Annotated in this window: 21 protein-coding genes; 11 read left to right on the forward strand and 10 right to left on the reverse strand. The window is 68.2% G+C overall.

Going from position 1 to position 23,481, the window contains the following annotated elements:
- Positions 1–403: 403 nt before the first annotated feature.
- Together AC3IFE_RS34975 and AC3IFE_RS34980 are read right to left on the reverse strand one after the other, a co-directional pair.
- Positions 404–1,534, reverse strand: a complete 1,131-nt coding sequence (locus tag AC3IFE_RS34975) for an ATP-binding protein (RefSeq protein WP_489195041.1) — start codon at positions 1,532–1,534, stop codon at positions 404–406.
- Positions 1,535–1,598: 64 nt separating this feature from the next.
- Positions 1,599–2,309, reverse strand: a complete 711-nt coding sequence (locus AC3IFE_RS34980) for a response regulator (protein WP_489195043.1) — start codon at positions 2,307–2,309, stop codon at positions 1,599–1,601.
- Positions 2,310–2,529: 220 nt separating this feature from the next.
- Here AC3IFE_RS34980 and AC3IFE_RS34985 point away from each other — a divergent pair, with 220 nt between their 5' ends.
- The 3 genes from AC3IFE_RS34985 (at position 2,530) to AC3IFE_RS34995 (ending at position 5,145) form a co-directional block, all read left to right on the forward strand.
- Positions 2,530–3,444, forward strand: a complete 915-nt coding sequence (locus AC3IFE_RS34985) for a glutaminase (protein WP_489195045.1) — start codon at positions 2,530–2,532, stop codon at positions 3,442–3,444.
- A 221-nt stretch (positions 3,445–3,665) separates the two neighbouring features.
- Positions 3,666–4,457, forward strand: a complete 792-nt coding sequence (locus AC3IFE_RS34990; protein WP_489195047.1) for a hypothetical protein — start codon at positions 3,666–3,668, stop codon at positions 4,455–4,457.
- Between the two features lie 52 nt (positions 4,458–4,509).
- Positions 4,510–5,145: a cysteine hydrolase family protein gene (locus AC3IFE_RS34995; RefSeq protein WP_301738242.1), complete on the forward strand. Its 636-nt coding sequence runs from the start codon at positions 4,510–4,512 to the stop codon at positions 5,143–5,145.
- Positions 5,146–5,193: 48 nt separating this feature from the next.
- On the opposite strand, the gene AC3IFE_RS35000 is transcribed toward AC3IFE_RS34995, so the two are convergent.
- Positions 5,194–5,871, reverse strand: a complete 678-nt coding sequence (locus tag AC3IFE_RS35000) for a TetR/AcrR family transcriptional regulator (RefSeq protein ID WP_489195049.1) — start codon at positions 5,869–5,871, stop codon at positions 5,194–5,196.
- A 146-nt stretch (positions 5,872–6,017) separates the two neighbouring features.
- Here AC3IFE_RS35000 and AC3IFE_RS35005 point away from each other — a divergent pair, with 146 nt between their 5' ends.
- On the forward strand, positions 6,018–7,547 hold the full coding sequence (locus AC3IFE_RS35005; RefSeq protein WP_489195051.1) for an FAD-dependent monooxygenase: 1,530 nt from the start codon (positions 6,018–6,020) through the stop codon (positions 7,545–7,547).
- Positions 7,548–7,685: 138 nt separating this feature from the next.
- Here the strand turns inward: AC3IFE_RS35005 and AC3IFE_RS35010 are convergent, their stop codons facing one another.
- The 3 genes from AC3IFE_RS35010 to AC3IFE_RS35020 form a co-directional block, all read right to left on the reverse strand.
- A complete protein-coding gene (locus AC3IFE_RS35010; RefSeq protein WP_006498851.1) occupies positions 7,686–8,417 on the reverse strand; it encodes a ribonuclease T2 in 732 nt (243 codons plus the stop codon).
- Between the two features lie 127 nt (positions 8,418–8,544).
- Complete coding sequence (locus tag AC3IFE_RS35015) at positions 8,545–9,129, reverse strand: hypothetical protein (protein WP_489195053.1); 585 nt, start codon at positions 9,127–9,129, stop codon at positions 8,545–8,547.
- A gap of 94 nt (positions 9,130–9,223) precedes the next feature.
- On the reverse strand, positions 9,224–10,627 hold the full coding sequence (locus AC3IFE_RS35020) for an HdeD family acid-resistance protein (RefSeq protein WP_301738247.1): 1,404 nt from the start codon (positions 10,625–10,627) through the stop codon (positions 9,224–9,226).
- Positions 10,628–10,972: 345 nt separating this feature from the next.
- Here AC3IFE_RS35020 and AC3IFE_RS35025 point away from each other — a divergent pair, with 345 nt between their 5' ends.
- The 6 genes from AC3IFE_RS35025 to AC3IFE_RS35050 all read left to right on the forward strand — a co-directional run bounded on the left by AC3IFE_RS35025 (position 10,973) and on the right by AC3IFE_RS35050 (position 17,918).
- Complete coding sequence (locus AC3IFE_RS35025) at positions 10,973–11,611, forward strand: hypothetical protein (RefSeq protein WP_089470305.1); 639 nt, start codon at positions 10,973–10,975, stop codon at positions 11,609–11,611.
- Between the two features lie 47 nt (positions 11,612–11,658).
- On the forward strand, positions 11,659–12,225 hold the full coding sequence (locus AC3IFE_RS35030; protein ID WP_489195056.1) for a helix-turn-helix domain-containing protein: 567 nt from the start codon (positions 11,659–11,661) through the stop codon (positions 12,223–12,225).
- Between the two features lie 79 nt (positions 12,226–12,304).
- Positions 12,305–12,886 (forward strand): HD domain-containing protein, encoded by a 582-nt coding sequence (locus tag AC3IFE_RS35035; RefSeq protein ID WP_489195058.1) that lies wholly within the window; start codon positions 12,305–12,307, stop codon positions 12,884–12,886.
- Positions 12,887–13,284: 398 nt separating this feature from the next.
- Entirely contained in the window at positions 13,285–14,469 is a 1,185-nt protein-coding gene (gene macA, locus AC3IFE_RS35040) for a macrolide transporter subunit MacA (RefSeq protein ID WP_489195059.1), read from the forward strand.
- Between the two features lie 2 nt (positions 14,470–14,471).
- Positions 14,472–16,532, forward strand: coding sequence for a MacB family efflux pump subunit (locus AC3IFE_RS35045; protein WP_489195061.1), 2,061 nt, complete (start codon positions 14,472–14,474; stop codon positions 16,530–16,532).
- 6 nt (positions 16,533–16,538) lie between these two features.
- Positions 16,539–17,918, forward strand: a complete 1,380-nt coding sequence (locus AC3IFE_RS35050; RefSeq protein ID WP_489195063.1) for an efflux transporter outer membrane subunit — start codon at positions 16,539–16,541, stop codon at positions 17,916–17,918.
- 36 nt (positions 17,919–17,954) lie between these two features.
- On the opposite strand, the gene AC3IFE_RS35055 is transcribed toward AC3IFE_RS35050, so the two are convergent.
- Positions 17,955–19,493 carry an MFS transporter gene (locus tag AC3IFE_RS35055; protein ID WP_489195065.1) on the reverse strand — a complete coding sequence of 513 codons (1,539 nt, stop codon included), beginning with the start codon at positions 19,491–19,493 and terminating at the stop codon, positions 17,955–17,957.
- Between the two features lie 185 nt (positions 19,494–19,678).
- Here AC3IFE_RS35055 and AC3IFE_RS35060 point away from each other — a divergent pair, with 185 nt between their 5' ends.
- Positions 19,679–20,599 carry a LysR family transcriptional regulator gene (locus AC3IFE_RS35060; protein WP_489195067.1) on the forward strand — a complete coding sequence of 307 codons (921 nt, stop codon included), beginning with the start codon at positions 19,679–19,681 and terminating at the stop codon, positions 20,597–20,599.
- Positions 20,600–20,650: 51 nt separating this feature from the next.
- Here AC3IFE_RS35060 and AC3IFE_RS35065 read toward each other — a convergent pair whose 3' ends face one another.
- Genes AC3IFE_RS35065 through mmsB form a run of 3 tightly spaced genes read right to left on the reverse strand, consistent with a single transcriptional unit; the run spans position 20,651 to position 23,477 of the window.
- Positions 20,651–21,790, reverse strand: a complete 1,140-nt coding sequence (locus AC3IFE_RS35065) for an enoyl-CoA hydratase/isomerase family protein (protein ID WP_489195069.1) — start codon at positions 21,788–21,790, stop codon at positions 20,651–20,653.
- Positions 21,787–22,578: an enoyl-CoA hydratase gene (locus tag AC3IFE_RS35070; RefSeq protein ID WP_089470315.1), complete on the reverse strand. Its 792-nt coding sequence runs from the start codon at positions 22,576–22,578 to the stop codon at positions 21,787–21,789. Before AC3IFE_RS35070 ends, AC3IFE_RS35065 begins: the two co-directional genes overlap by 4 nt.
- The gene (mmsB, locus tag AC3IFE_RS35075) at positions 22,578–23,477 is read right to left on the reverse strand and encodes a 3-hydroxyisobutyrate dehydrogenase (protein ID WP_089470316.1); all 900 of its coding nucleotides are present in this window, start codon (positions 23,475–23,477) and stop codon (positions 22,578–22,580) included. Before mmsB ends, AC3IFE_RS35070 begins: the two co-directional genes overlap by 1 nt.
- Positions 23,478–23,481 lie beyond the last annotated feature (4 nt).

Below are 23,481 nucleotides of genomic sequence, written 5' to 3' on the forward strand. Positions count from 1 at the left end.
TCCTCCCAGACATTCAGCGTATCGACGTCGATCGGCGTACCCGCGTTGCGGTACGCGTCGACAAACGCATTGGCGACAGCGATCGACGCCGACCTGGCGCCGCGCGGGGAAGACACGATATTCAGTAATCGCATGATGCGTGACCCGACAAGACATACATGAACGATGGACGGCATGCGCGGCCGCCCGGCTTCGCTGCTGCGTCGCAGGCCGGCTGCTTGCGATGGCGCCGGCCAACCTGCCCGAATAGTTGCAATTGCAATCGTAATGCACAACGCCGCGGTCGTGCAACGAATCTTCAGACGATCACAGGCCGGGCCCGCATCGACAGGACGAAGAAAAAGGGGGGAAAGGGAGAGAAATGACGCAACGCACGCGAAAACCGGCGTGGGCCGCAGCGCGATCAGACCGGCCAGCTGATCTCGAATCGCGCGCCGCCGAGTTCGACCGGATCGACGACCGCGATCCGGCCATTGTGCGCGTGGAGCACCTGCCGCGTGATCGACAGGCCCAGCCCGTAGCCGCCGGTGCGACGGTCGAGGCGCACGAACGCGTCGAAGATCCGTTCGCGCTCGCTCTCCGGCACGCCCGGGCCGTCGTCCTCGACGAAGATCCCGATATTGCCGTGCACGAGCGCGATCCCGACGACGATCCGCGCGTTCGCGTACTTGCTCGCATTGCGCAACAGGTTGCGCATCGCATATGACATCAGCCGCCGGTCCATCTTCACGCGCAGATCCGGTGCAATCGCGACGCGCGCCTCGATCGCCCGGTCCGGATACAGCAGTTGCGCGTCGCTCACCTGGTGCTCGAACCACGCGACGGGCGCCGTCAACTCGAGCTTCGACTGCAGCGAGCTGTATTCGAGCCGCGCATACGTGAGGCTCATGTCGATCAGCTCCTCGAGCTCGGTCACGTCCTGCGCGATGCTGTCGAGCGCGCCCTGGTATTCGGCCGCCGAACCCGGTTCGCGGAGCATTTCGAGCGCGAAGCGCACGCGCGCGAGCGGCGTGCGCAGTTCGTGCGAGATCCCGTTCGTCAGATCGCGCTGCGCGGCGATCAGCCGCTCCATGCGCATCGCAAGCGCATTCAGCGTGCGCGCGAGCGGGCCGATGATCACGCTGTGCGATTCGCGCGCGCGCGTGTTGAAGCGCCCGCCGGTGAAGTCGATCGCACGCTCGCGCACCATCACGAGATCCGACCAGACCGGCCGCATCCACCGGTACGCGGCGAGCGCGGGCGCGGTGAACACGAACGCGAGCACGATCCAGATGTCGCCCGGCAGCGCGTCGAACGCATGCCACACGACCTGCGGCGACAACACGACGCACAGCGCGAGCGCGGGCACCAGCGCGGTGAGCAACACGAGGCCGAGCAGATGCAGATAGGTGCGCAGGTACAGGCGCGACCAGCTCGGGATGCGGTCGGGGCGCGTGTCGGTCCACGCGCGACGGAAATGCAGCCAGCGCCATTTGACGTAGCGCAGCGTCGGCAGCGGCGGTGCATCGGGGTGCGAACGGGTTCGTCGAATCATCGCGGCTCCCGGCCGGCGGGCCGAATGCCCGCGCGGAACGTGACGGCGTCGCGCGAGCGCGGCGTCATTCCCACGCGTGCTTGCTGAATTGATAACCCTTGCTGCGGATCGTCTTGATCCGCTGCGGGTTGCTTGCGTCGTCGCGCAGCTTGCGGCGCAGCTTCGAGATGCGCCCGTCGATCGTGCGGTCGAGGCCGTCGAATTCGACGCCGCGCAACTGCAGCATCAGATCGTCGCGGCTCACGACTTCGCCCGCGTGACACACGAGCGCCCACAGCAGGTCGAATTCGGCGGACGTCAGATCGGGCGTGCTGCCGTCGGGCAGCACGACGGTGCGGTCGGTGCGGTCGATCGAGAACTTGCCGAACGCGTAGCGCTCCGGCTGCGGCGCGGTGCTCTCGGCCGGGCGCACGGGCGCGCGGCGCAGTTGCGCCTTGATCCGCGCGAGCAGGATGCGCGGCTCGACCGGCTTGTGCACGTAGTCATCCGCGCCGAATTCGAGGCCGAGCAGCTCGTCGAACGGCTCGTCGCGCGCCGTCACCATGATGATCACGCCGTCGTACTGCTTGCGCACCTCGCGGCAGATTTCGAAGCCGTCCTTGCCCGGCAGGTTCACGTCGAGGATGACGAGATCGGGGCGAATGGACAGGATCGCCGGCACCGCGGCGTCACCATGCAGCACGGTGTCGACTTCATAGTCGTTCTTGCGCAGGTAGCCGGCGATCAGCGTGGACAAGCGGGTGTCGTCTTCGACGAGCAGGATGCGAAAAGACATGGGCAGCGGTCGGATCATCGGGAAAGCCACGGCGGCGCCGGCGGGTGCCGGACGCCGGCCCTCGGCCGAAACGTACCGCATGATACTGCGCCCGCCGCTCGCCTGTTTGCCGGCCTTGAAAATAAGGGCGCGATTTGGGCCGCGCTTGACGAATCGGCGCCGGGACGGTTCCATACGGGCTCGCCGGCATCCCGGCCCTGCTTCTACCCTGCCTGACGTGATGAATTACCAATCGATTCTTGAACGCATCCACACCGAACTCGCCCCCTGGATCGGCCAGGGACGGGTCGCCGACTACATTCCCGAACTCGCGAAAGTACCCGCCGACAAGTTCGGGATGGCCGTCGTGACGCTCGACGGAAACGCGTACACGGTCGGCGATGCGCACGAGCGCTTCTCGATCCAGAGCATCTCGAAGCTGTTCGCGTGCACGCTCGCGTTCCAGTTGCTGGGCGACGCGCTGTGGGAACGGGTCGGCCGCGAGCCGTCCGGCACCGCGTTCAATTCGCTGGTCCAGCTCGAAAGCGAGCGCGGCAAGCCGCGCAATCCGTTCATCAACGCCGGCGCGCTGGTCGTCACCGACGTGCTGTGCCGCCGCTTCGTGAAGGCCGAGACGGCGCTCGTCGAATTCGTGCGGCGGCTGATCGGCGCGAACGACATCGACTACGATTCGCGCGTCGCGACGTCGGAGTTGCAGCACGCGGAGCGCAACCGTGCGATGGCGCATTTCATGGCGAGCTTCGGCAACATGCAGATGCCGCCCGATACGGTGATCGACGCATATTGCCGGCAGTGCGCGATCGAGATGAACTGCGTGGAGCTGGCCAGCGCGGCGCTGTTCCTCGCGAACGGCGGTGTCGCGCCGGCAACCGGCGAGCGGATCGTCGATTCGAGTTCCGCGAAGCGGTTGTCGGCGTTGATGCTGACCTGCGGGACGTACGATGCGGCCGGCGATTTCGTGTATCGGGTCGGGCTACCGGCGAAAAGTGGCGTCGGCGGCGGGATCGTGGCGGTGCTGCCGGGGGAGATGGCCGTGTGCGTGTGGGCGCCGGGGTTGGATGCGAACGGGAATTCGTTGGCGGGGACGCTGGCGCTGGAGTGGTTGACGACTTATACGGGAAGGTCGATTTTTTGAAGAGGCGAAGTCAGATATAACCGAGTCGGCCGCACAAGTAGCATTGTCGCCAACGTTGCAAAGATACGGGGATATGCAAATCACACTCGGCGAACGGCGCGGATTATCGTGTTTTCAATAGCAGCCCCGACGCATAAGCACTATTCGCGGCATGTTTGCCCGACACCGGCTGTGTGCGTAACTCATGGCACTTCCACGCCGCGTTGTACGGAATATCGGCGTTGGCGATCCTGTCTTTTTTTGCGCTTGCCGTGACCGTACCGCTCACGCTGATCGTCGCGGCCTTCGGATTGAATGGTCGCGTTCGTGCGCATAAAGCCTGGAGACGCTGCGTCGCCCTTCTCTGCTGCATGGTGTTCGTGCAGGTTATCGTGCTTTTCAACAATCGTTCGATTACCGACAACTATGCTCATGCAATAAGCGCCTGGTACACCCACCGCCTCACGCGGGCAACTACCTTTGACGGGATGACGTTCCCACCGGGCTCAACGGTTGTCCTCGAAGTGTATTCTCCACATTCGGTCAAAAGCGGTACCGTCCCGTCGAACACGCCGCTTCTGGGGCTGACCGTAAGCGGAGACTTCGCCGTCAATCGTTCCGACGACAATACGAGTTACGTCGCTTATGGGACGCTTGCGAAGCCGGCATCGCTCGCCGGGATCGAATGTGCACCGGGTCCGTTCAAGCACCACAAGGAACGCTCCGCCTTCAACTACGACGAATTTCAGGACACCGTTGACTGCACGCTTGCGTCCGGGCTTCGAGACGGAGAACTCGATCTCCCTGCGGGAACCCACGTCAAGGCGCTCGTTGTGGGCGGCACGGTTGAAATGCCGATTTCGGGAGAACTACCCCGCTTGTGGAAAGTTTTCGGTATTGAATGTGACACAGGAGCGTTTGAATTCGACACGTTCGCACGATTCACCTGCATCTCGGCCGTGGATCAACGTGTGGGCGACCACGAAATACTCCGCGGGAAAGAGATTACGGTATCGAGGGATACAGGGCGGTAATCTCAGGCTCTTCGGCAAGCATGGATAAGGCGGTAACTGGAAAAGGCCACGCATGGATCACGACAACGCATCAGAAGTCGCAACTTCTTCCCGCGTACACGCCGGCAGCAGCGCATCCGCGCCGATTCCCTCGATCGCGCCATCCCAAACCGCGCTGCTCGTCATGCATTACCAGACCGACATCCTCGGCCTCTTCCCGTCGGTCGCGCCTGAATTGCTCGCCAATACGCGCCGTCTCTGCGACGCGGCACGCGCTGCCGGCGTCGGCGTCTGGTTCGCGAATCTGAGGTTCAGCCCCGGCTATCCGGAAGTCAGCCCGCTGAACAAGAACGGCCAGGGCATCAAGCAACTCGGCCTGTTCATCAACGACGGCCCTTCCCCGGAACTTGCCAAACGGCCCGACGAACCGCTGATTTTCGCCCACCGCGCAAGCGTGTTCTTCGGCACCGATCTGCAGGCGCGTCTCACCGCACGAGGCGTCGATACGCTGATCATGGTCGGCATCGCGTCGACCGGCGTGATGTTGTCGTCGATCGCGCACGCGAGCGACGCCGATTTCCGCCTCTACACGGTCAAGGATTGCTGCTACGACCCGGACCCGATCGTCCACGAGCATCTGTTCGCTACCGCGTTCGAATCGCGCACGACGGTGCTGTCGCTCGCGGATGCACTGCGGTTGCTGGCGTGACAACGCACTCGTCGCACGCCGTTCGAAACCATCCATCCGACAGCGGGCTTACCGGGCCGCCGCCCCAATCCCCGCAAGAATGAGATCGATGCCGGCCAGGAACTGCGCACGCTCGTCGTGCGCGGCCAGTTGTGCCGCCACCTTCCGCACGAACGGATACTGCGCCGGTTCGAGCTGGGCCCACCGTTCGGCAACTGCCGCGACGATCTCCGGCTGCCTCGTGTCGCGCGAATGCAGCCGCGCACCGGCCGCGTACTGGCCGGCCAGCCCGAAGATGTAGTGCATCAATGCCGACGCCGCATCGAATTGCGCGGGCTCGGGCACGCCCAGCGCCTGAAGCTGCCCGCCGACGCGCTCCAGGATCCGCAGCACCGCCTGCTGCCACGGTTCACGGAACAACTGCGCACCCACCCACGGGTGCGCGCTGAACGCGTCGAACAGGCGCAGCGCGACACACCGGACCGCTTCCGCCGCATCGCCGTCACGCTCCGCCGGCACGTCCGTCAGCGCGGCCGCGATCACTTGATCCGCGGCCGCCGCGAGCAGGTCGTGCTTGTCTGCGACGTGCCAATAAATCGCGCCGCTTCCGGTCGCCAGATGCGCGGCAAGCGCGCGAAAGGTCAGCGCGCCCTCGCCCGCATGGTCGAGGATCGCGATCGCGGCCTCGACGATCCGCTCTTTCGACAGCGCGTGCGCGCGCCGCTCGGTCCGGTTGGTGGTCTTCATGCGCGCTAGCTTGACACATCTGGAACAGCGTTCCAATATCTCGCCGTTGGAACAACGTTCCACAAGTTTCCCAACGCGGGCGCGATGCCGTCGTGTACCGCCCTTTCGACCACACCGGGTCGCCCTGGCCTGAAACCGAGCCACCGATGAATCTGCCCGTGTCCCATGATGTCGTGATTGCCGGAGCCGGCCCTGTCGGCCTGTTTCTCGCGTGCGAGCTGCGCCTTGCCGGTGCATCCGTGCTGGTGGTCGAGCAGGCGGACGATCCGGCCTCCCCGCTGAAGCACCTCCCGTTCGGCATGCGCGGCCTGTCCGCGCCGACCATCGATGCGTTTTACCGTCGCGGCCTGCTCGACGGCATCGCGCTGCCGTCCCGCGCAACGGACGCCGCGCACTGGATGCAGCAAGCGCGTCGGCCGGCCGGCCATTTCGCCGGCATCCCGTTCTTCCACGACGACATCGATGCGTCTCAGTGGCCGTACCACCTGCCCGGCCCGGCCGGCACGCACATGGCGACCGACATGGCGCGGGTCGAATCCGTGCTGACCGCCCGTGCGCACGCAACGGGCGTCGAGATTCGGCGCGGCCTTGCCGTCGAGGGCTTCGAGCAGTCGGACGATGGCGTCACGCTGCACGCGGGCGGCGAAACCTTCCGCGCACGCTGGCTCGTCGGTTGCGACGGCGGCCGAAGCGCGGTCCGCAAGGCCGGCGGCTTCGCGTTCGCCGGCACCGACGCCGAGTTCACCGGCTACTCGATCGAAGCCGAGTTCACCGATCCGGGCGTGCTGCTGCCGGGCCGTCACCCCACGCCGGCCGGGATGTATACGTACACGCCGCCCGGAACCGTCGCGCTGGTCGAGTTCGACGGTGGCGCGTTCCACCGGAGCGGGCCGATCACGCTTGAACATGCGCAGGCCGTGCTGCGCCGCGTGTCCGGCACCGGCGTCACGTTGACCGCGCTGCGGCTCGCCGCCACGTGGACCGATCGCGCGTACCAGGCATCGACGTACCGCAACGGCCGCGTGCTGCTCGCGGGCGATGCCGCGCACATCCACTCGCCGCTCGGCGGGCAGGGGCTCAATCTCGGGCTCGGCGATGCCATGAATCTCGGCTGGAAGCTGGCCGCGACGATTCGCGGCAACGCACCGGCCGGGCTGCTCGACAGCTACACGGACGAACGGCATCCGGTGGGCGCGCGCGTGCTCGACTGGTCGCGTGCGCAGGTCGCGCTGATGCGGCCCTCCCCGGGCTCGCGCGCGCTCGCGGCGATCATGCGCGATCTCGTCGACACGCGCGACGGCGCGACGTACTTCGCCGAACGCCTGTGGGGCGTGTCGCTCGCATACGATCTCGGCGGCGGCCATCCGCTCATGGGCCGCAGCGTGCCGGACTTCGAACTGGCCGGCGGCACGCGGCTCGGCGCACACGCCAGGCACGGCAAGGGCGTGCTGCTGGACTTCGATGCGGACCAGCCGCTTCGGGCCGTGGCAGGCCGCTGGCGCGACCGCATCGCCTATATCGCGAGCGACGCGAAAGACCGGCTCGGATTACGTGCGGTGCTCGCGCGCCCGGACGGTTTCGTCGCGTGGGCCTGTGGCGACGATGCGGGCGTGGACATCGACGCCGCCACGCAGGCGGTCACGCGATGGTTCGGCGCGCCCTGCGCGGCGCAGTGAGCGCAGCCGCTCAATGCAGGACGCGAGTGTGTCTCGCCGACCGACAAACGTGCACGCGCGCCATCGACGGCGCGCCCGACATCCTCGCGCGCCCACATCCCGCGACGTGCGCGATAGCGCGCACGTCATCCACGCCCCTCACTTCGCGATAAACACCCCCGACGTCGGGCACGTGCCCTGCGTATTGCCGTCGGTCACGAGCGACGCGGCGCTCGGAAACTGCGCGGTCGCGTTCGTCTTCACCGCGATCCATGCCTCGGTGAAGTAGCTCACCCCATTCGTCTTCGTGCATTTCAACGACACCGCGCTGCGCGTGTTGCTGCCGAACGCGCCTTCGAACGCCGACAGCAACTGGTTACGCGTGACCGTCTTGCCCGCGTTCGCCTGCAGGAACGCGTTGAACGACGTGTTGCCGAGCCGGCTGATCATGCCCGACGCCTGGTTCCAGTAAGCATCGGGCGTCGCCGAATTCGAACAGGTGCCGTGCTTGAACCATTCGTGCTTGTCGAGACACGATGCGACGCCCGGCATGTACGTCGACAGCGTATTGCGCGTCGCGCTGCTGATCGGATACGCGTCCATGCTGCACCACTGGTGCGCGTTGTCGAGGTCGATGTCGTTCTGCGGCACACCGCAGTAGAACGGCTGGTTGCCGTCGTAGCGGTTCGGCCACAGCCCGTGCAGCGACAGGCTCGTCGCAGCATACGAGCCGGCGAGGTTCGTGCATTCCGGTGTGTCGTGCGACGCGCAGAAGCCGGGCTCCCACGAGGCGGCGAGCAGCAGGTAGTCGTAGCTGGTCTGCGCGGCGGCGTGCAGTGAAACGGAAGCGACGGCGAGTGCGGCAGCGGCGCGGGCGAGCGTCTTGAGCATGGCGTGTTTCCTCGGAAAAGGCTTGCGGTCGCGGGATGCGCCGCAAGATTGTCGAATGTCTGCCCGCGATTGTTGCCGCCGCAACGTGGCACGAATGTGAAGGTGCACGAAAGAATGCGCGGCTCGCTCAGGTGCCGAGTTGCGTGCACGCGCGCGCCGACGCCTCGGGGCCCTCGAGCGAGAGGATCTGCCACACGCCGACGCTGACGCGCCGACGCGCGGCCGTCGACGGATCGGTCAGCAACGCCTCGACACGCGCCGCGGCATCGGGCGCCTTCTGCTGCAGCGCAGCGTGATGCCGCGCCCGCGCCGCCGGTTCCGGCTCGTACACGTCGCACAGGCGCACCATGCCGGCGAGGCCGGCCAGCGTGTCGTCCTTGTCGATTGCGGCCGGCTCGACGGGCTCGATCCCGTTGCGCTCGGCCGGCGGCAGCTTGTTGCGCGCGCCTTCGTCGATCGCGGCGGCGGAAGCCGGCGGCAGGCCGCCGATCGCCGCGACGATCCGGCTGCCTGCGGCGATCATGTCGCCCTGGCACGCGAGCTTCTCGGCGGCCGCGACGTGCGAGCAGAACGACACCGACATCCGGTACACGTCGTTGCTCATGCGCGGCACTTCGTCCGTGTCCGCCTGCGCGAGGCCGGCAGTGGCCAGCGCCAGCACCAGCGTCAGCGCGGCGGGAGTCAGCATGCGGAACGCTCTCGTCTCGTTCATCGTCGTCGTCCGTGGGTGGTTATAACGGGCACTCTCGCCGGGCCGCCCGGTAGCGCCCCTCGTGATGCCGGGCCCTCGTCCGGCGCCACGCGTTTCACTTCATCGACGCAGCCTCCGAGCCGCCTGGCGACAGCGCCGCGCTGTCCTGCTCGCGCCACGCGCGGCGCGACGCCATGATCGCGCTTACCGCCGAGCGCGCGACCTTCCACCACGCGAACGGACGCGGATCGGCGAGCATGCTGAGGGCGCGCGCATAGTCGAGCGTGAGCCCGGGCGTCCACGCCATCGTCACCGCGCGCTTGCGGATCTGTGCGGCCACCCATAGCTCGGGCGTGAGCAGCAGCCGCACGAACGCGCCCCACCCGGCCCGCGCGCCCTTCAGCCGCCACACCGCGCCGTCGAGCGCGGCCTCGAGCGCATTCGACACGGTGCTCGAGCAGTTGCGGTACGTGAGGTTGTACGTCGTGTTCCGCCGGTACGACGACCAGAACGCATCGAGCTTGGCCGGATCGTAGTTGCGAATGCGCACGCGCACGGTCGACGGGCACCACGCTTTCGACTCGGTCGCATAGTCGGGCTGGAACAGGCCGGGCACGTCGTTCTCGCGCGTCGCGCGCAGGATGCGCGTGAATTCGTCCGGAGAACGATCGATTTCGACGCCCGGATACAGGCTGATGTAGATACCCTCCGGCGATTCCAGCGCCGCATGGCCGGTCGAGATCACGCCGTTGACGTCCACCGCCGCGATGTAGCGGTCGATCACCGGATAGCGCTGCGCTTCGGCCTTCGACGTACCGGTCGGCGTCCATACGTGCACGGTGAGCGCCCGCTCGCCGTCGGCAGGCGGGCCGTCCCATTCGGATTGCGCGAACTGCGGGAGGCCCTGCGCATCGTCGAGATCCGGCGCGAGCGCCGGCGCGGGCGAGGTCACGAACGCCGGGTTGCGCGTCAGCCGCCGCACGCGTGCGGCGAGGCTCAGCAGGTGCATGCCGCCGAACATCAGCAGCAGGCCGAGGCAGTACGGCACGGTGCCCGCGTAGTGCGTCGGGTACGGCTGGAAGAAGAAGATCGCCAGCAGGATCTCGACGACGCCCCACGCGAACGCGACGTGCCAGCGGCGATAGCGCACCATCCATGCGGACGTGCACTGGAGCAGCCCGTCGACGAGAAACAGCGTGCCGAAGATCATCGACAGCAGGAAGTGGCCGTGATGATGGCCGGCAAACACGAGCCCCGCGGCCACCACGACCGCGAGGCCCTTCACGTAGCGCAGGATGCGTTGCCCGCCGACACCGCTGCCGGCCACCGCGAGCGTCGCGAGCCCTTCGATCAGGAACAGCCACGCGAACAGCTCGATCGGAAAATGCAGCGCACCGTCGAGTGCGTCGACGAAAATGCCGACACCCGCGACGACCCACAGCCAGCCGAGCACGGTCAGCCCGCGCCAGCGGGTTCGCAGATATTCGATGCCCAGCAGCAGCAACACCAGTCGTACCATTGCGCCCTCGTCTCTTCTTTCGGGACACGCGCGGCCTCGCGTTCCCTGTCGTGCCGACCGCGCATCGGGCGACGCGCCGGCCGGAAGGCGGCCATCGTTGCCGGCCCGTCATGTCGTCGACATGATCGATGCGGCCGGCACGCACCGCTCTGGCCGAATAATAAGATATGGCGGGACCGGTTGAAAGCGTCGCGAAAACGGTGTCGATGGCGTGCGGATGCGCACGGCTGCCCGCCGCCACGACAGATTCCCGGTTCGACAACGTGCGGCGGATACGCGAGAATCCGGCTTCCGAGGGCGAAAGCCACCCAACCAAACCGAACCGCACAGACGGGACAACAAGAAATGAGCCTATCCATCACGCGCCGGCGCCTGCTGGCCGCCGGCGTCGCCGCGAGCAGCGTTGCGCTGTCGGGCTGCTTCACGCCGAAACTGTACAAGAACGACGGGTACAGCGAACACGTATCCGCCTTCATGATGACCGAAGACGGCAAGAAACTGGTCGTCCTCGGCACGCGCTACCACTACATCTTCGAGCTGCCGGCGCGACTGCGGCCCGTCCTGCTGTCCGGCTACCGGAAATCGGTACGCACGACATTCGCGGACTTTCATGCGAGCGGCGGCAGCGTCACCGGGCATTACCGGATCGTGCTGCCGAACGACGCATCGGACGACGATCGCCGGGCCGCCTCCGCCGACGGCTTCGCCAGCGAGCCGGCCGGCCTCGTGCTCGAAGGCGACATCGAAGGCAAGCGCTACTCGACGGAAGGCTTCGTCGAGAAGGACAAGGCGGCCGCGCAACCCTTCAACCGCCCGTACTCGGTGTACATCAAGGAATCGCCGTCCGTCGTCGGCATGGGTCTGCGGATTCTCGCGACGCCGATCACGGTGGCCGCCGACGGCGTACTCGTGCTGGGCGGCATCGTGCTCGTGCCGTTCGCGGCAATCGCGATCCAGGCAAGCGGCGGCATCCGGATCATGTAACGGCGCTGTAACGGCGCGCCCGGCACGGCCGCAACAGGAGCATCGCCATGACCGCCTCACCGCTTCATTCGTCCTCGCTCGGCCCGCAACTGAAGCGCTGGCGCGCGCTGCACCGCGTGAAGCAAAGCCACGCGGCCGAACTGTTCGGCGTCGCGCAATCGACGATTTCGCGCTGGGAGGCCGGCCTTCAGCAGATGTCGCCCGACGAGCGTGCGACGGCCGAACGGCTGCTCGCCGCGCGCCTCGATTCGGCGGGCGACCGCGCACTCGCGCGGCTGATCGCCGGCAGCGCGGGCCGCATGCATCTCGTCTGCGACCTCACGCACCGTCTGCTCGCCAGTTCGCCGGCCCGCGCGACCGAGTTCTCGCAGCCGCTTTCGACGCTGCTCGGCACGTCGCTGTGGCGCTACGCGACGCCGGAAATCGTGCGCATGGAAGCCGCGCTCGACCCACTCGGCTGGCATGATCGCGCGGGGCCGCCGAGCGTGGAATTCGACACCGGCGCGAATGCGTCGCGCGTCGTGCCGATTCGCGGCAGCCGATGCCGGTGGACGCGGATGACGCTGTCGGACGGCGCGGCCGTGCGGCTCGTGGAAACGCTCGACGCCCGCTGACGCGCCGCGCATATTTCATGCGTGGACGACGCGCGGCCGGCCGGCGTACGCTTGACGGCTCATCGCAAGGACACCGACCATGAATCCCGACACGATCCACGCGCGGCTCGATTTCCTGCGCGAAGCCGAACGCCTGAAGGACGTGCTGCGCAGCGGCCATACCTCCGCCGGACGCGCGGAAAGCACGGCCGAACATAGCTGGCGGCTGTGCCTGATGGCGCTCGTGTTCGCCGACGCGCTGCCGGGCGTCGACACGCTGAAGCTGCTGAAACTGTGCGTCGTCCACGACCTCGGCGAGGCGCTGCACGGCGACATCCTCGCGATCGAGCAGGCCGCGCACCCCGACAAGAGCGCACACGAACGCGACGATCTGCTGACGCTGACCGCGTCGCTCGACCGCACGCTGCGCGACGAGATCGTCGCGCTGTGGGACGAATACGAGGCGGCCGCGTCGCCGGAGGCCCGCGCGGCGAAGGCGCTCGACAAGCTCGAAACGATCCTGCAGCACAACCAGGGCAGCAATCCGCCCGATTTCGACTATGCGTTCAATCTCGGCTACGGCCGGCGCTATACCGACGCCGCGCCGTTGTTCCGCGCGATCCGCGAGATCGTCGACGCCGACACGCAGCGCAGGATCGGCGCGGGCGGACGCCGGCCATAAGCGCGCGGAATCGCGCGGCTTCACGCTCACGCACCTCAACGAATGGCGGCCGACGCCCGAGCAGGTCGATGCGCTACCCGTGCTCGACGATGAACGCGACCGGCCGATGATGGCGATCGTCGCCGCGCAGCGGTAGCGCCCGGCGCTGCTTTTTCACAGATCGCAACAATTGCGCGCGCTGGCCCACCGCATTGGTACGGTGTCCGCACAATTCAGCACAATTTCCACACGATACGGCGCGAATTCCTCCCTTACCATGAGCGCCTGATTCGATTCGGCACGCCCGCGCGATGCGTACGCGGCTTCCGCCGCGGGGAACACGCCCGACCGACGCCGCCCGGATCGTTCCGTTCGGCCGCACGCAACGCCGGCGCCTGCTACATCCTCGCTGCATGCTCATGACCCAGAAGACCCATCGCCGCCGGCGCATCGTGCTGGCTACCGTTGCCGTCGTCGCGATCGCCGTCGGCGTCACGCTGAAGGCCTGCGCGCCCGACAAGCATCCGCAATACCTATCCGCGCCCGTCACGCGCGGCGATCTCGAGAACGCGGTGCTCGCGACCGGCGCGCTGCAGGCGTTCCGGCAGGTCGACGTCGGCGCGCAGGTGTCGGGGCAGTTGAAAACGCTGAAGGTCAAGCTCGGCGACAAGGTCACGAAGGGCCAGTGGCTCGCCGAGATCGATCCCGTGATCTCGGAAAACGCGCTGCGCCAGGCGCGCGCCAGCGAAGAAAGCCTGCGCGCGCAGCAGCAATCGGCGGCTGCGCAGCTGACGCAAGCCGAACTCGCGTTTAGCCGCCAGCAGGCGATGCTGCCCGACGACGCGACGTCGCGCGAATCGTTCGAGGCCGCGAAGGCGACGCTCGACGTGCAGCGAGCGACCCTCGCGTCGCTCGCCGCGCAGATCCGTTCGGCGCGCATCCAGATCGAGACCGCGCAGGCCAACCTCGGCTACACGCGCATCGTCGCGCCGATCGACGGACAGGTCGTCGCGATCGTCACGCAGGAAGGCCAGACCGTGATCGCGCAGCAGCAGGCGCCGGTGATCCTGAAGCTCGCGAATCTCGACACGATGACCGTGAAGGCACAGGTGTCGGAAGCCGACGTGGTTCGCGTGAGCGCCGGCCAGACCGCGTATTTCACGAGCCTCGGCGAACCGGACAAGCGGCACTACGGCAAGCTGCGCGCGATCGAACCGGCGCCCCAGAACTACGCCGACGCGCAAAGCCCGCTCGGCGGCGGCAGCGCGAAGCCGAACGCCGCGGTGTTCTACAACGCGCTGTTCGACGTGCCCAATCCCGAGCACCGGCTACGCATCGCGATGACCGCGCAGGTCAACATCGTGCTCGGCGACGCGCGCAACGCGCTGATCATTCCGGCCGCCGCGCTCGGCGAGAAGCGCAAGGACGGCACCGTCGCGGTACGCGTGCTGCGCGCCGACGGCAGCACGGAAACGCGCCATATCCGCATCGGCATCAACAACAACGTGCGCGTCGAAGTGCTGGCCGGCCTGAAGGACGGCGAGCGCGTGGTGATCGGCGAAGCATCGGCGGACGAACGCGTCCCGCTGTCGGACGTGGTGTGACGATGCGCCAGCCCCTGCTCAAACTCGCTGCCGTCACGCGACGCTTTCCGGCCGGCGACAAGGACGTCGTCGTCCTGAACGACGTCAACCTGTCGATCGATGCGGGCGAGATCGTCGCGATCGTCGGCGCGTCGGGCTCCGGCAAGTCGACGCTGATGAACATCCTCGGCTGCCTCGACCATCCGAGCGAAGGCACGTACACGGTCGGCGGGCGCGACACGCACATGCTCGACAGCGACGAGCTCGCGCAGTTGCGCCGCGAACACTTCGGCTTCGTGTTCCAGCGCTATCACCTGCTGCCGCACGTCGACGCGGTCGCGAACCTCGAAATGCCGGCGATCTATGCAGGCACCCCGCGCGCCGAGCGGTACGCCCGCGCCCGCGCGCTGCTCGCGCGGCTCGGCCTCGCGGATCGCGCGCATCATCGGCCCGGGCAACTGTCCGGCGGCCAGCAGCAGCGCGTGAGCATCGCGCGCGCGCTGATGAACGGCGGCCAGGTGATCCTCGCGGACGAACCGACCGGCGCGCTCGACACGAAAAGCGGCCAGGACGTGATCCGCATCCTGCACGAGCTGAACGCGCTCGGCCATACGATCGTGATCGTCACGCACGACAAGGCCGTGGCGCGCCATGCGCGGCGCATCGTCGAGATCAGCGACGGCGAGATCGTCGCCGACCGGTCGAATCGTCATTATGCGGAAGCGCTCGCGGAATCTGGCGTCGGCGCGGCCGCGACGGCAGCAACGCCCGAAACGGCAACCGACACGCCGTTCGCACTGGACTCCGAGAATGCACCCTCGCCGGTCAACGCCAACACCAACGCCGACACCGATCCCGCCCCACGCACCCGACGCTTCGCCGCCGGCACCGGTCGCTTCGCCGAAGCGTGCCGGATGGCGTGGATCGCGCTCGTGTCGCACCGGCTGCGCACGCTGCTGACGATGCTCGGCATCATCATCGGCATCACGTCGGTGGTATCGATCGTCGCGATCGGCGAAGGCGCGAAACGCTACATGCTCGAAGAAATCGGCAGCATCGGCACCAATACGATCAGCCTCTATCCGGGCACCGACTGGGGCGACAGCCGCGCGGACACGATCCAGACGCTCGTGCCCGCCGACGTCGCCGCGCTCGCCGAGCAGCCGTACGTCGACAGCGCGACGCCCGAAACGTCGCGCACGCTGCTGCTGCGCTACCGCAACATCGACGTCCATGCGCTCGTGAGCGGCGTCGGCGACAGCTACTTCCACGCGCGCGGAATGCGTTTCGCGCTCGGCGTCCCGTTCGACGACGATGCGGTGCGCCGCCAGGCGCAAGTGGCCGTGATCGACCAGAACACGCGCCGCAAGCTGTTCGGCGCGACGCGCAATCCGGTCGGCGAAGCGATCCTGGTCGACAACGTGCCGTGCGTCGTGATCGGCGTGACCGCCGACAAGAAAAGCGCATTCGGCAGCGTGAAGAGCCTGAACGTATGGCTGCCGTACACGACCGCGAGCGGACGCCTGTTCGGCCAGCGCTATCTCGACAGCATCACCGTGCGCGTGCGCGACGGGCAGCCGAGCGCCGCCGCCGAGAAAAGCCTCGAGACGCTGATGATCCAGCGCCACGGCCGCAAGGACTTCTTCACGTACAACATGGACAGCGTGGTCAAGACCGTCGAGAAAACCGGCCAGTCGCTGACGCTGCTGCTGTCGCTGATCGCGGTGATCTCGCTCGTCGTCGGCGGGATCGGCGTGATGAACATCATGCTGGTGTCGGTCACCGAGCGCACGCGCGAGATCGGCATCCGGATGGCGGTCGGCGCGCGCCAGTCCGACATCCTGCAGCAGTTCCTCGTCGAGGCCGTGCTCGTGTGCCTGCTCGGCGGCACGATCGGCATCGCGCTGTCGTTCGGGCTTGGCGCATTGTTCTCGATGTTCGTCGCGCAATGGAAGATGGTGTTCTCGGCCGGCGCGATCGTGACCGCGTTCGTATGCTCGACGCTCACCGGTGTGATTTTCGGGTTCATGCCGGCGCGCAACGCGTCGCGGCTCGATCCGATCGATGCGCTCGCGCGCGACTGACGAAACATGGCCATCACGCATTCCTTCCCGCCACGTCGGCTCGGCGCATTCGCGTGCGCGGCCGCGCTGCTCGCCGGCTGTGCGGGTGCGCGCCACGATCCGCTGCCGGCCGTCGCGATGCCCGCGAGCTGGGCCGCGCCGGTCGCGGCCGACGCGCCGGCCGCCACGCGAGACTGGTGGCGCAGCTTCGGCGATCCGCAACTCGACGCGTTGATCGACGACGCGCTGCGCGCCAACAGCGACCTCGCGATCGCGGCGATCCGCGTGTATCGCGCGCAGTTGCAGGCCGGGCTCGTCGATACGAACCTGACGCCCAACGTGACGCTCGGCGCGAACGGCGCCGTGTCGCGCACGCTTGATACGCACCGGACGAGCCGCTCGAGCGGTATCAACGGTTCGCTCAGCTACGAAATCGACCTGTGGGGCCGGCTGGCCGCGCTGCGCGATGCCGCGCGCTGGGAAGCCGACGCGACGGCCGCCGATCTCGAAGCCGCGCGGCTGTCGCTGATCGGCACGACCGCAGCGCTGTACTGGCAGCTCGGCTATCTGAACCGGCAGATCGCGCTCGGCGACGCGAACATCGCGTATGTGGCGCGCACGCTCGCGCTGGTGCGGTCGCGGCATACGGCCGGCGCCGTGTCGGGGCTCGACCTCGCGCAGGCCGAACAGAGCCTCGCCGCGCAGCGCGCGGCGCAGACGCAGCTGATCCAGCAGCGCACCGAAAACCGCCACGCGCTCGCGATCCTGTTCGATCGGCCGCCGCAGCAACTCGCGGCCGAACCGGCGGCGCTGCCCAACGCCGCACCGCCCGACGTGGCGGCCGGTCTGCCGGCCAGCCTGCTCGGCCGGCGCCCGGACCTGCGTGCGGCGGAATTCCGGCTGCGCGAGTCGCTCGCGCAGGTCGACGCGACCCGCGCGAGCTTCTACCCGACCTTCACGCTGACCGGCAGCGCCGGCACGACGAGCACGAGCCTCGAGCGCGTGCTGACGAACCCGGTCGGCACGCTCGGGCTCGGCCTCGCGCTACCGTTCATCCAGTGGAACACGATGCAGTTGCAGATCAGGGTGTCGAAGTCGCAATACGAGGAAGCGGTGGCCGGATTCCGCCAGCGGCTCTACACGGCGCTCGCGGAAGTCGAGAATGCGCTGTCCGCGCGCGTGCAGCTCGAACGCGAAGCCGAACAGCGCGCGCTGTCGCTCGCGCAGGCGCAGCGCGCCGAACGGCTCGCCGCCGCGCGCTTCGCGGCCGGCGCGACCGCCGTGCAACCGTGGCTCGACCAGCAGCAGGTGCTGAGGAGTGCGCAAAGCGCCGACGAACTGACGCGCCTGAACCGGCTCAACAACCAGATGAAGCTGTACCGCGCGCTCGGCGGCGGGACTTCCTGACCACCGTCGCACGCCACGCGCCGCGCGCCGGCCGCGTCATTCGCACACGGCGGCCCCGCGCCGCGCCGGCGCGAACGCCACCGCGCTCGCGGCCGCGAGCACGGCCACGCCGGCCGCACCGTACATCATCACCCAGCCGAAGCCGTGCACGAGCGCCGCGTGCAGCGCCGCGCCGCTCGGATCGGCCTGCGCGAGCGCCGGCGCGATCGCCTGCAACCCGTCGGTGCGGCCCGCCGCGATTTCCTGCGCGAGCCGGCGCAGCGCCGCGCCGCCGATCGCGCCGGCCGGCCCGCCCTTCAGGCTCGCGACGATCCCCGCCACCAGCACGAAGCCCATCGTCGCGATGTTCAGCGCGAGCGAGATCATCCGCGCGCTCATGTCGATGCCCGACGCCATCCCGGCCCGCGCGCTCGGCACCGCGCCCGTCGTCGTGTTGGTGACGGGCGTGTTCGTCAGGCCGAGCCCGATGCCGGCGATCACACAGCCCGGCAGCATCGTCAGCCAGCTCGCATGATCGGCCGCGCTGCCGAGCCGCATCAGCACGAAACCGGCCGCGATCGTGAACAGGCCGCCTGGAATCACGACGCCCGGCCCGTAGCGCAGCGCGAGCCGTTCGCCGAACGGCGGCGCGATCAGCGTCGGCAGGGTGTACGCGAGCAACGCGAGGCCGGCCGTCACGCTGTCGTAGCCGAGCGCGACCTGGAACCAGATCGGCAGGTAGATCATGAATGGCCAGAAGCTGAAGTTCATCCCCATCGAGCCGAAGATCGCGCCGGTGAACGCGCGGATCCGGAACACCGAGAAGTCGAACATCGGCCGCGCGCTGGCGCGCTCCGCGATGACGAAGCCGATTACCGCGAGCACGGTCGCGCCGAGCACGCCGAGGCCGGCCCCGCTCGTGAGCCCGAGTTCGGCGCTTTGGGTAATGTAGAACGCGAGGCCGAGCACCGCGAGCGACAGCGTGACGATGCCCGCGACGTCGAGCGCACCCGCATGCGGATCGCGCGATTCCTGCACCGCGCCGCCGATCAGCACGAGCGCGACGGCCGCGAGCGGCGCATGGACGAGGAACACCCACGGCCAGCTCGCCAGCGCGACGATCACGCCGCCGACGATCGGCCCGAACCCGAGCCCGATGCCGAACACGATCCCCCAGATCCCGAACGCGCGGCCGCGCTCGCGCCCTTCGCGGAACTGATGCGACAGCACCGCGATCTGGCAGATCAGCATCGCGCCGCCGCTCGCGCCCTGCAACAGCCGGCCCGCGACGAGCACCGGCACGTTCGGCGCGAGCCCGCACAGCAGCGACGTCGCGCCGAACAGCACGGTGCCGACCACGTACACGCGCTTGCGGCCGAACCGGTCCGCGAGCGTGCCGGCCGCCATCAACACCGTCGTACACGCGATCGTGTACGCGTTCATGATCCACTGCATGCCGTTGAAATCGCCATGCAGCACGTGTTCGAGCGTCGGCAGGATCACCGGCACGCTCGAGATCTCGAGGCCGAACATCAGCGACGTGAGACAGACGGCCGCGAGCGCGACCGCATTCCTGCGGGAGTCGGATGGCGTCATGCGTATTGCGCGGCGGCCCGGCGACAGGCCGCGCGCCTCCAGGTCAGTGAGATTCGCCGCGTGCGGCCGGCGACGCACGCTGGGCGGGAATCGGTACTATAGTGAGAACCCATCTCCCCATTGACGCACGTATTTCCGCGCACTGGGGAATCCCAGGACCCAATCGACCCAACACGCAACTCACGATGACCGACAGACTCGACGGCGTCACGACCTTCGTCCAGGTCGTGGAATCGGGCAGCTTCGCGCTGGCCGCGGAGCGGCTCGACATGACGCGCTCGGCGGTCGGCAAGGCAATCGCGCGGCTCGAGAAGCGGCTCGGCGCACGGCTGCTGCAGCGCACGACGCGCAGCCAGAGCCTGACCGACGACGGCCAGGCGTACTACGACCGCTGCGTGCGCGCGCTGGCGGAGCTGGAAGCGGCGGAAGCCGATCTCGACTGCGGCCGCCACGAGGCGCGCGGCAAGCTGCGGCTGAGCGTGCCGCTCGCGTTCGGGCACCACTGCGTGACGCCGATCGTGCTCGACCTGGCGCGCACTTACCCGCACCTGCGGATCGACGTGTCGATCACCGACCGCTTCGTCGATCTCGTCGAGGAAGGGATCGATCTGGCGGTGCGAATCGGCACGCTCGCGGACAGCACGAGCCTCGCGGTGCGGCGGCTCGGCACGCAATACGGCAGCCTCGGCGCGGCGCCATCGTATCTCGCGCGCTACGGGATGCCGAAAACGCTCGACGATCTGAAGCATCACCGGACGATCGCGTATTCGCGTTCGGGCGTGGTGCAGCCGTGGGATTTGCGCGCGCCGGACGGCTCGACGGTGCGGATCGACATGCCGCATCAACTGAGTTTCGACGACGTGCAGGCGATCGCCGCGGCCGGCGCGGCCGGGTTCGGGATCGCGTGGGTGCCGAGCTGGCTGCTCGACCATTACGTGAAGCGCGGGGAGATGATGGTCGTACTCGATCGCTGCTTCGTCTGCGAAGGCGACATTCACGCGATCTGGCCGAAAACGCGCTACCTGCCGCGCAAGACCCGCTGCGTGATCGACGCGCTCGCGCAGGCGGTGCCGCCGATGATCGAACGCCCGGACGAAGCGCGCTGAGACGAGTGGAAACCGACGCGCCGTGCGGCGCGTCGGGCCATCACGTAAGGGTCACGCCGCGCCGAGATCGGCGAGCGGATGCGCGAACAGCTTCCACGGCGACGTCAGGAAATGCCGCACGCGTTCGGCGCGCAGCTCGACGAGCGACGCCGGCGCCCAGCGCGGCTTGCGATCCTTGTCGACGAGATGCGCGCGCACGCCTTCGCAGAAATCGCCTTCCTCGATCGCCCGCGCGACGATGCCGAGCTCCATCCGGAACGACTCCGCGAGCGTCATCTGCCGGCCGCGCAGCAGCGCCTCGCGCGTCACGGCGAGCATCGTCGGCGAATGGCTCGCGAGCGCATCGAGCGTCGCCTGCAGCCATTGGCGTTGCTCGCGCGCCAGCTCGTCGCGCGCCAGATCCTGCGTGAGCGTCGCGACGATCCGCTCGACGGTCGAGCGCTTGTCGAAGTGGCGGACGATCCACGGCATCTGGCTGTCGAGCGCCGCATGCGGCACCACGTTGCACGGCGGCTCGAACACCTTGCGCAGCAACGGCAGCGCGTCGCCGTCCCACTTGACGCTTTCGATACGCGTCTCGAACGTGTCGAGCCACGCGGACGGCACGCACAGATCCGCGAGCTTCGCGCTCAGCGCGTCGGCGCCCGACAGCATCGCGCCGGTCAGCCCCACGTACAGTTCGAGTTCGACCGGCATGCGCGACAGGAAATGCGTCGCGCCGACGTCGGGCAACAGGCCGATGCGCGTTTCCGGCATCGCGATCTTGCTGCGCTCGGTCGCGACACGCAGCGCCGCGCCCTGCGCGAGGCCCATGCCGCCGCCCATCGTCACGCCGTCCATCAGCGCGACCACCGGCTTCGGGAACGCGTGGATCGCGTAATCGAGCCGGTATTCGTCGACGAAGAACGGCAGCCACGTTTCGCGCTGCGCGACCATCTTGTACAACGCACGCACGTCGCCGCCCGCGCAGAAGCCCTTCTCGCCCGCGCCGCGCAGCACGACCGCGACGATCTGGTCGTCGTGGCGGCAGCGCTCGAACAGCGCCGCGAGTTCGCCGATCATCGCGTACGACAGCGCGTTGAGCGCGGCCGGCCGGTTCAGCGTGATCAGCGCCACGCGGTTCACCACGCGAAACAGCACCTCGGGCGCATGCTCCGCGAAAACGTCGTGATTCGTCACCGGCGTGCTCATCGTTGCGGCTCTCCATCGGTATGCCATTGCGGCGCGCGCTTGCCCAGGAACGCCGCCACGCCTTCGCGCGGGTCGGCCGTGTCGAACAGGTCGACGAAGCGTTCGCGCTCGACGGCAAGCGCCGCGCCGCGCGGTACGCCGCGGCGCGCGAGGCCGATCAGCTCCTTGCTGTAGGCGACTGCATGCGGGCTTTGCCGCGCGACGTTGCGCGCCAGCGCGAGCGCCGCATCGCGCGCGGCGCCGCTTTCCACCACGTCCTCGACGAGGCCGATCCGCAGCGCGGTAGCCGCGTCAACGCGCGCGCCGGTCAGGATGATCTTCTTCGCCCAGCCTTCGCCGACGAGCCAGGGCAGCGTCTGCGTGCCGAGCCCGCACGGCAGCAGGCCAACCGACGGCTCGGGCAGCGCCATCTGCGCATGCGTCTCGGCGATCCGCAGGTCGCACGCGAGCGCGCATTCGAGACCGCCGCCCATCGCATAGCCGTTGATCGCCGCGATCGTCACGACGCGCGCGTCGTGCAGCGCCTCGAACGCCGCGCCGAAACGCGACGCCATTGCACGCGCGACCGCGCGGTCGCCGTTGGCGAACGTGTTGAGGTCGGCGCCCGCGCTGAAGAATTTCGGGCCGTCGCCGGTGATCACCAGCGCGCGCACGCGCGGGTTCGCATTCAGTTCGGCGACGGTTTGCTGCAATTGCTGCAGCCCGTCGGCGGTAAAGGCGTTCGCGGGCGGACGCTTGAGCGTCGCGCACGCGATCGCGCCGTCGTCGACGTAGTCGAGTTCGATCATTACGCGTCCTTCTTGGTGGCCGGTTGGTACAAGCGGATCACCGCCGAGAAATCGAGCTGGCCGTCGCCGCGGCTGCTCATCGTCTGGTACAGCTGCTGCGCGAGCGCGCCGAGATAGACGGGCTGGCGCGCCTGCTTCGCCGCATCGTTCGCGAGGCCGAGATCCTTCAGCATCAGGTCGGTTCCGAAGCCGCCCGTGTAGCCGCGCGACGACGGTGCGGTCTCGATCACGCCCGGATACGGGTTGTAGGTGTCCGAACTCCAGCAGCGGCCCGTCGACGTGTTGACGATGCCGGCCAGCACCTTCGGGTCGATGCCGAGCGCGACGCCGAGCGACATCGCCTCCGACACCGCCGCCATCGAGATGCCGAGCACGAGGTTGTTGCAGACCTTCGCGACCTGCCCCATCCCCGTCGCGCCGCAATGGACGATGTTCTTGCCCATCCCGGCGAGCACCGGCTTCACGCGTTCGAAATCCGCATCGCTGCCGCCGACCATGAAGGTCAGCGTGCCAGCCGCCGCGCCGCCGGTGCCGCCCGACACCGGCGCATCGACGAACGCGCCGCCGTGCTCGCGCACCAGCGCGCCGAACGCCTGCGCGCTCGCCGGGTCGATCGTGCTCGAATCGATCACGGTCGCGCCCGCGCCGAGGCCGGCCAGCACGCCGTTCTCGCCGGCGAGCACCGAGCGCACGTGCGGCGCGGCCGGCAGCATCGTGATCACGAACGTCGCGCCCGATGCCGCGTCGCGCGGCGATGCGGCCACCTGCGCGCCGGCGTCCTGCAGCGCGCGCAACGCGTCGGCGCTCAGGTCGAACGCGTGCACGTCATGGCCGGCTTTCAGCAGGTTCAGCGCCATCGGCGCGCCCATGTGGCCGAGGCCGATAAATCCGATCTTCATGTTG

This window comes from Burkholderia sp. APQ4-4ca (assembly GCF_057837105.1).

What these genes read in the sequence shown, in the direction of transcription:
- AC3IFE_RS34975 (WP_489195041.1), bottom strand. Translation starts at nt 1,534, where the DNA reads ATGATTCGACGAACCCGTTCGCACCCCGATGCACCGCCGCTGCCGACG.
- AC3IFE_RS34980 (WP_489195043.1), bottom strand. Translation starts at nt 2,309, where the DNA reads ATGTCTTTTCGCATCCTGCTCGTCGAAGACGACACCCGCTTGTCCACG.
- AC3IFE_RS34985 (WP_489195045.1), top strand. Translation starts at nt 2,530, where the DNA reads ATGAATTACCAATCGATTCTTGAACGCATCCACACCGAACTCGCCCCC.
- AC3IFE_RS34995 (WP_301738242.1), top strand. Translation starts at nt 4,510, where the DNA reads ATGGATCACGACAACGCATCAGAAGTCGCAACTTCTTCCCGCGTACAC.
- AC3IFE_RS35000 (WP_489195049.1), bottom strand. Translation starts at nt 5,871, where the DNA reads ATGAAGACCACCAACCGGACCGAGCGGCGCGCGCACGCGCTGTCGAAA.
- AC3IFE_RS35005 (WP_489195051.1), top strand. Translation starts at nt 6,018, where the DNA reads ATGAATCTGCCCGTGTCCCATGATGTCGTGATTGCCGGAGCCGGCCCT.
- AC3IFE_RS35010 (WP_006498851.1), bottom strand. Translation starts at nt 8,417, where the DNA reads ATGCTCAAGACGCTCGCCCGCGCCGCTGCCGCACTCGCCGTCGCTTCC.
- AC3IFE_RS35015 (WP_489195053.1), bottom strand. Translation starts at nt 9,129, where the DNA reads ATGAACGAGACGAGAGCGTTCCGCATGCTGACTCCCGCCGCGCTGACG.
- AC3IFE_RS35020 (WP_301738247.1), bottom strand. Translation starts at nt 10,627, where the DNA reads ATGGTACGACTGGTGTTGCTGCTGCTGGGCATCGAATATCTGCGAACC.
- AC3IFE_RS35025 (WP_089470305.1), top strand. Translation starts at nt 10,973, where the DNA reads ATGAGCCTATCCATCACGCGCCGGCGCCTGCTGGCCGCCGGCGTCGCC.
- AC3IFE_RS35030 (WP_489195056.1), top strand. Translation starts at nt 11,659, where the DNA reads ATGACCGCCTCACCGCTTCATTCGTCCTCGCTCGGCCCGCAACTGAAG.
- AC3IFE_RS35035 (WP_489195058.1), top strand. Translation starts at nt 12,305, where the DNA reads ATGAATCCCGACACGATCCACGCGCGGCTCGATTTCCTGCGCGAAGCC.
- macA (WP_489195059.1), top strand. Translation starts at nt 13,285, where the DNA reads ATGACCCAGAAGACCCATCGCCGCCGGCGCATCGTGCTGGCTACCGTT.
- AC3IFE_RS35045 (WP_489195061.1), top strand. Translation starts at nt 14,472, where the DNA reads ATGCGCCAGCCCCTGCTCAAACTCGCTGCCGTCACGCGACGCTTTCCG.
- AC3IFE_RS35050 (WP_489195063.1), top strand. Translation starts at nt 16,539, where the DNA reads ATGGCCATCACGCATTCCTTCCCGCCACGTCGGCTCGGCGCATTCGCG.
- AC3IFE_RS35055 (WP_489195065.1), bottom strand. Translation starts at nt 19,493, where the DNA reads ATGACGCCATCCGACTCCCGCAGGAATGCGGTCGCGCTCGCGGCCGTC.
- AC3IFE_RS35060 (WP_489195067.1), top strand. Translation starts at nt 19,679, where the DNA reads ATGACCGACAGACTCGACGGCGTCACGACCTTCGTCCAGGTCGTGGAA.
- AC3IFE_RS35065 (WP_489195069.1), bottom strand. Translation starts at nt 21,790, where the DNA reads ATGAGCACGCCGGTGACGAATCACGACGTTTTCGCGGAGCATGCGCCC.
- AC3IFE_RS35070 (WP_089470315.1), bottom strand. Translation starts at nt 22,578, where the DNA reads ATGATCGAACTCGACTACGTCGACGACGGCGCGATCGCGTGCGCGACG.
- mmsB (WP_089470316.1), bottom strand. Translation starts at nt 23,477, where the DNA reads ATGAAGATCGGATTTATCGGCCTCGGCCACATGGGCGCGCCGATGGCG.